Below are 5,994 nucleotides of genomic sequence, written 5' to 3'. Positions count from 1 at the left end.
TCGATCGCGAGTTCCGCACGAGCCGGAGAGCACTTAATGTGCTCTCCGTGCGAGCAGGACTGTCCGAGCAGGCGACCAAACCCCGCGCCCCGTCCCGGCGAGCGCTTGGGGACCGGTGACCTACAGGTGGCTGATGATCAGTTCCATCTTGCCCTCGAGCTCAATCTTGTCCACGGTGCTCGGGGCCAGCAGGTGGCTTCCCTTGTGGACGGGGTCGCCGCAGACGGTGCCTTCGCCGTCGATGACCGAAAGGCACATGAAGGGCCAGCGCTGGTCGAGGGTCTTGCTTCCGTCGACACGCACGCGATCGACGGTGTAGCAGGAGTTAGACTCGAGCTCGGTCACGCCATCGACCTCGGGCGCGGTCACGGTGCCGTCGGTCGGGGCCTGTACGTTAAAGTCGATGCAGTCCAGGCTCTGCTCAATATGTAGCGGGCGCAGCTTGCCGTCGGTGCCGGGGCGGTCGTAGTCGTACAGGCGATACGTCACGTCGCTCGACTGCTGCGTCTCCAGAATGAGCGTGCCGGTCTTAATGGCGTGCACGGTGCCGGAGTCAATCTGGAAAAAGTCGCCCTTGTGGATCGGCAGCACGTTGAGCATCTCGTCCCAGCGGCCCTCTTCGATCATCTGCGCGGCCTCGGCGCGGTCCTTGGCGCGCTGCCCAACGATGATCGTGGCGCCGGGCTCGCAGTCCAGCACGTACCAGCACTCGGTCTTGCCCAGGCTGCCGTTCTCGTGTTCGGCGGCGTACTCGTCGTTGGGGTGAATCTGGATCGAAAGGTCGTCTTTGGCGTCCAGGATCTTAATAAGCAGCGGAAACTCTTTGCCTTCGCAGTTGCCAAAGAGCTCGCGATGCTCGGCCCACAGCCACGACAGCGTGTGGCCGGCGTACGGACCCTCCTCAATCTGGCAGTCGCCGTTGGGATGGGCCGAAATCGCCCAGCACTCGCCGATGGGGCCCTCGGGAATGTCGTAACCAAATACCGTCTCCAGCTGACGACCGCCCCAGATTTTCTCGTGGAAGATCGGCGTCAGTTTAATCAAATCGGACATGTTCATACCCCCATTGTGTTGTGCGGACGCCGTGCAAAGCATCTCAAAAAGCGCCCGTCTACTATGCCAATGTTACATTGTGCAGCTCAAAACGGTCGCCCACGTTGCGCGAGATTGAGTATTCAAACGCGGTGCCGCTGTCCAAAAAACCAATCTGGTTGAGCTCGAGCAGGGGAGAGCCGGGCGTGGTGTCCAGGCGCTCTGCCTCTTCCTCGGTTGCCGCAACGGCGCGGATGGTGCGGTGGAAGCTCGAGATCTTAAGGCCGCACTGCTCGCGGATAAAGCTGTAGACCGATTCGTACAGGTCCTTTTTCTTAAGGCCTGGGATGAGCTCGAGGGGCATATACGTGTACTCGATAACGATAGGCTTCTCATCGACCTGGCGTACTCGCACGATGTGGTACGCAAAGTCGTCCTCGGCAATTCCCAGCTGGGCGGCAACGTCTGCCGGCGGGTTGACGATTGAGAAGTCGTAGACCACCGAGGTCACCTTTTCGCCGCGATGCTCATACGAAAAGCCCTGGGCACGGTCGTTCTTCCCCTGGAAAAACGCCTTGCCGGGAAGTCCCGCGGTGTCCTTAACGTAGGTGCCCGATCCGCGACGGCTGGTAATCAGGCCTTCTTCGGTAATCTGCTCGATCGCGCGCTTTACGGTGATCTTGGAGACGCCGTACAGCTCACAAAACTCGACGACGGTGGGCAGCTTGTCGCCCGGTTTTAGTGCACCGTCCTCGATGCTGCGGCGGATATCTGCAGCTATCGCCTCGTATTTGGAAATCATGCAACCCCCTTTCTGGCATGGATAGTCAGAAAGTAAATCTAGCTAGCACGTAAGTATCTATAGTACTAATTTCAATCTAAAACGAGACGGTTAAACCTGCCAACAAACCTGCCCCTTTTTGGCAGGTTTTGGGCTGGGGAGCGGTACCATACAGGCAATGTTTAAACGAGAAAGGCGGGCTCCCATGGAACCTAAGCAGTATTACATCGGCATCGACGTCGGCGGCACTTCGGTTAAGGAAGGCCTGTTCGACGAAGACGGTAACCTGCTGGCCAAGGCCAGCGTGCCCACGCCTCCCATCGTTGACGCCGCGGGCTTTGCCGCGGTGACCGAGGCTATCGACCAGGTGGTCGCCAAGGCCCAGATTCCGCGTGCCTTTGTGGCAGGTATTGGCCTGGCCGTTCCGTGCCCCATCCCGGCATCGGGCGATGCCAAGGTCAAGGCCAACATTGCCATTAACCTGCCCGAGCTAAGAGTCGCCATTCAGGAGCACTGCCCCGACGCGGTTGTTAAATACGAGAACGATGCCAACGCCGCTGCCATGGGCGAGGCCTGGCTCGGTTCTGCCAAGGGCGTACAGAACGTGGTGATGGTCACCATTGGTACCGGCGTGGGCGGCGGCGTTATCGTTAACGGCGACGTGGTATCGGGCGTTGTGGGTGCTGGCGGCGAGATTGGCCACATGTGCCTGAACCCGGCCGAGGAGCGCACCTGCGGCTGCGGCGGCCATGGCCATCTGGAGCAGTATTCCAGCGCCACCGGCGTGGTAAGCAACTACCTTGCCGAGTGCAAGAAGGCGGGCGTCGAGCCCATCGAGCTGACCGGCCCCTCCGATTCCAAGGACGTGTTCCAGGCTTGTCGCGAGGGCGACAAGCTCGCGCTGGCCGCGGCCGATACCATGGCCGACTATCTCGGCCGCGCACTGGCGCTTATTGCCAACGTGGTTGATCCCGAGATGTTCCTGATCGGCGGCGGCGCCTCCGCCTCGGCCGATGTCTACCTCGACAAGGTTCGCGAGCACTTTAAGCAGTACGCGCTTTCCGCCTCGCGCGAGACACCCATTAATGTCGCTTCGCTCGGCAACGATGCCGGCATCGTCGGTGCCGCCTACGTAGCTCTGCGCGCCGCTGGCAAATAGCTGGTGCAAGGGGGGACAGGCCACAGCATGGTGCAGAGGGGGCAGACTTCACCTCAGCGCTTGCCTCAAAATGTGCCGTGGCCCCTCTGTCCCCAAGGGTTCGGTCTCGGCGTGCTACCATAGCTACGTCCAAGTACACATATCAAGTGGAGGATATCCATGGCAAACGTTCTTGTCTTTGGTCACCAGAACCCCGATAACGACGCCATCATGAGCGCCGTCGTCCTGTCCCAGCTGCTCAACCAGGTTGAGTATGCCGGCAACACCTACGAGGCCTGCGCCCTTGGTCAGCTTCCGGCCGAGTCCGCCAAGCTGCTCGCCGACGCCGGTATCGCCGAGCCCCGCGTGATCGAGTCCGTCGAGGCCGGTCAGCTCGTCGTCCTCACCGACCACAACGAGTCCGCCCAGTCCGTCGCCGGCCTTAAGGACGCCACGGTCTTTGGCGTCGTCGACCATCACCGCATTGGCGACTTCGAGACCGCCGGCCCGCTGCACTACATCTGCCTGCCCTGGGGCTCCAGCTGCACCATCGTCACCAAGCTCGCCGGCGTGCTCGGCGTTGAGCTTTCCGACGTCCAGGCCAAGCTGCTGCTCTCGGCTATGATGACCGATACGCTCATGCTCAAGAGCCCCACCACCACCGATGTCGACCGCGCCGTCGCCGCCAAGCTCGGCGAGCAGGTGGGCGTCGACCCGGTCAAGTTTGGCATGGAGGTCTTCCTCACCCGTCCGTCCGGCTCCTTCACCGCAGCCGAGATGGTCGGCAACGACATCAAGATGTTCGAGCCCGCCGGCAAGAAGCTGCTCATCGGCCAGTACGAGACCGTCGACAAGAGCCGCGCGCTCGGCATGATCGACGAGATTCGCGAGGCCATGCGCGCCTACGCCGCCGAGAAGGGTGCTGACGGCATTGTCCTGTGCATCACCGACATCATGGAGGAGGGCTCGCAGGTCCTGCTCGAGGGCGAGACCGAGGCTGCTCAGAAGGGCCTGGGCATTGCCGACGAGCACGACGGCGTCTGGATGCCGGGTGTCCTCTCCCGTAAGAAGCAGGTCGCTGCCCCCATCATGGCCGCCTGCTAGGTTTAGTTGACCAAACGCCACGACCGGATCGCGGACGCCCCGCGCTCCGGTCGTTTTTTTGTGCACGGCGCCGCATCGTCTCTTGGACAGGCGTGCCCGTGCCGTTGAGCAAATAATGTTCAACCTGTGGTTCCGCTTTTCGGCCGCGCCTGCGCGCTTGTCGTGCAGGGTAGGCTAGATGCAAGCGTAATACGTTAGAGCGCGGCGCCGCCACTTGGGCGGGCCGTGCTTTTTTAAGACGGGAGCCATCCCGTGAAAGGAGCCGCCCATGGCAGCAACTGAGCAGCTGTTCAACGTTCGTGAGCGCAAGCGCTTTGAGCGTCACGATATCTGGGAGCGCATCGCCGAGAACGGCACGATTTCCGCCGCCGTCATGGTCTTCGCCGCCATCGCCGCCGTCATTTGCGCCAATACCGATGCCTACGAGGCCATCCATCACTTTTTGGAGACCCCGCTGTATGTGGGCCTGGGCAACCTTACGGCCGGTCTCACCGTTGAGCTTTTCGTCAACGACTTCCTCATGGCGATTTTCTTTTTGCTCGTGGGCATTGAGCTTAAGTACGAGATGACGGTCGGCGAGCTCAAGAATCCGCGCCAGGCCATGCTTCCCATGCTGGCGGCCGTGGGTGGCGTCGTCGTTCCCGCCTGCATCTACCTCATCTTTAACCATGCCGGCGCGCACAACGGTTGGGCTATCCCCATGGCAACCGATATTGCCTTTGCGCTGGGCGTGCTGTCGCTTTTGGGCAATCGCGTGCCCAACGGCGTGCGCGTGTTCTTCTCGACGCTCGCCATCGCCGACGACCTGATCTCTATCGCCGCCATTGCCATCTTCTACGGTCAGAGCCCCAACCCGTTTTGGCTGGGCGCTGCCGCGCTTGTGACCTGCGCACTCGTGTGGCTCAACAAGACGCAGCACTACCGCCTCGCCCCGTACTCGGTGCTGGGCCTGCTGCTGTGGTTCTGCATGTTCAAGAGCGGCGTGCACGCTACGCTCGCCGGCGTAATTCTGGCCTTTACCATCCCGGCCAAGTGCGGCGTCAAGCTCGATAGCCTCACCGATTGGTTGGGCGAGTGCCTGCCGCTGCTCGATGACCGCTACGACGACGAGGCACACATCCTGGGCCAGCATGACTTTACCGTCTCGACCACCAAGGTTGAGCGCGTCATGCACCGCGTGACCCCGCCGCTCATCCGCATGGAGCGTCTGATCTCCACGCCGGTCAACTTTGTGATTCTGCCGATCTTTGCGTTCGTGAACGCACAGGTTCGCCTAGTGGGCGTGGACATGAGCACGCTGCTCACCGACCCGGTGACGCTCGGCGTGTACTTTGGCATGCTGCTGGGCAAGCCGATTGGCATCTTTGGCATGACGTTCGCCTTGGTCAAGCTCAAGGCCTGCGAGCTGCCGCACAACGTCAACTGGCACATGATTGCCGGTGTGGGCATTCTGGGCGGCATCGGCTTTACCATGTCGATTCTCATCAGCGGCCTTGCCTTCCCGACGGCCCAGTTTGAGGTTCTGGCTGCCAAGGCCGCTATTCTCGCCGGCTCTGTCACCGCTGCCGTGCTCGGCATGATTTACATGAGTGTGATCTGCAAACACCCCGCGCCCAAGGACGAGTAGGCGCGTAGAAACAGACGCCAGAGCCTGCCCGAGCGCGTGCGAAACGCGATTTTGAGTGGTACTTGCCACCTGCCAGACACCCCAGTGGCCAAAAAACGCCGTTTGTGAGTACTGTCACAAACGGCGTTTCATTTTAGGTGTGGAAAATAATGAACAAAGTTATAAGAACTGTACGTTAATGAGTGACCATCGACTTCCAATTTGGCGCTAGCTGACGGTGATTAGGGAGTTTCAAGGTCGCGCGCGCAGACGTGGTGTAAGAGTGTCCTGAGGTCCGTCGCTGCAAGCCCCGATGTTACTCCTTCTTGAGGC

5 protein-coding genes are annotated in these 5,994 nt (G+C 60.9%); 3 read left to right on the top strand and 2 right to left on the bottom strand.

Going from position 1 to position 5,994, the window contains the following annotated elements:
- Positions 1 to 120 precede the first annotated feature (120 nt).
- Together I1M21_RS09630 and I1M21_RS09625 are read right to left on the bottom strand one after the other, a co-directional pair.
- Positions 121 to 1,053 carry a type I phosphomannose isomerase catalytic subunit gene (locus I1M21_RS09630; protein ID WP_411160881.1) on the bottom strand — a complete coding sequence of 311 codons (933 nt, stop codon included), beginning with the start codon at positions 1,051 to 1,053 and terminating at the stop codon, positions 121 to 123.
- Positions 1,054 to 1,114: 61 nt separating this feature from the next.
- Entirely contained in the window at positions 1,115 to 1,834 is a 720-nt protein-coding gene (locus I1M21_RS09625; protein ID WP_195193390.1) for a GntR family transcriptional regulator, read from the bottom strand.
- 184 nt (positions 1,835 to 2,018) lie between these two features.
- On the opposite strand from I1M21_RS09625, the gene I1M21_RS09620 reads away from it, so the two are divergent.
- The 3 genes from I1M21_RS09620 to nhaA all read left to right on the top strand — a co-directional run bounded on the left by I1M21_RS09620 (position 2,019) and on the right by nhaA (position 5,682).
- The gene (locus I1M21_RS09620; protein ID WP_229025732.1) at positions 2,019 to 2,972 is read left to right on the top strand and encodes an ROK family protein; all 954 of its coding nucleotides are present in this window, start codon (positions 2,019 to 2,021) and stop codon (positions 2,970 to 2,972) included.
- A gap of 159 nt (positions 2,973 to 3,131) precedes the next feature.
- The gene (locus I1M21_RS09615) at positions 3,132 to 4,055 is read left to right on the top strand and encodes a manganese-dependent inorganic pyrophosphatase (protein ID WP_006235927.1); all 924 of its coding nucleotides are present in this window, start codon (positions 3,132 to 3,134) and stop codon (positions 4,053 to 4,055) included.
- A gap of 268 nt (positions 4,056 to 4,323) precedes the next feature.
- Positions 4,324 to 5,682, top strand: a complete 1,359-nt coding sequence (nhaA, locus tag I1M21_RS09610; protein ID WP_195193388.1) for a Na+/H+ antiporter NhaA — start codon at positions 4,324 to 4,326, stop codon at positions 5,680 to 5,682.
- Positions 5,683 to 5,994 lie beyond the last annotated feature (312 nt).

Origin of the sequence: Collinsella aerofaciens (genome assembly GCF_015546965.1) — a bacterium.
GTDB classification, from domain to species: Bacteria; Actinomycetota; Coriobacteriia; order Coriobacteriales; family Coriobacteriaceae; genus Collinsella; species Collinsella aerofaciens_X.
The sequence above is the reverse complement of the archived record's forward strand: the minus strand, read 5'-3'. Positions and strand labels throughout refer to the sequence as shown.

Bases quoted from the DNA above. Each gene is read 5' to 3' on its own strand.
- I1M21_RS09625 (WP_195193390.1), bottom strand. From the start codon at position 1,834: ATGATTTCCAAATACGAGGCGATAGCTGCAGATATCCGCCGCAGCATC.
- I1M21_RS09630 (WP_411160881.1), bottom strand. From the start codon at position 1,053: ATGTCCGATTTGATTAAACTGACGCCGATCTTCCACGAGAAAATCTGG.
- nhaA (WP_195193388.1), top strand. From the start codon at position 4,324: ATGGCAGCAACTGAGCAGCTGTTCAACGTTCGTGAGCGCAAGCGCTTT.
- I1M21_RS09620 (WP_229025732.1), top strand. From the start codon at position 2,019: ATGGAACCTAAGCAGTATTACATCGGCATCGACGTCGGCGGCACTTCG.
- I1M21_RS09615 (WP_006235927.1), top strand. From the start codon at position 3,132: ATGGCAAACGTTCTTGTCTTTGGTCACCAGAACCCCGATAACGACGCC.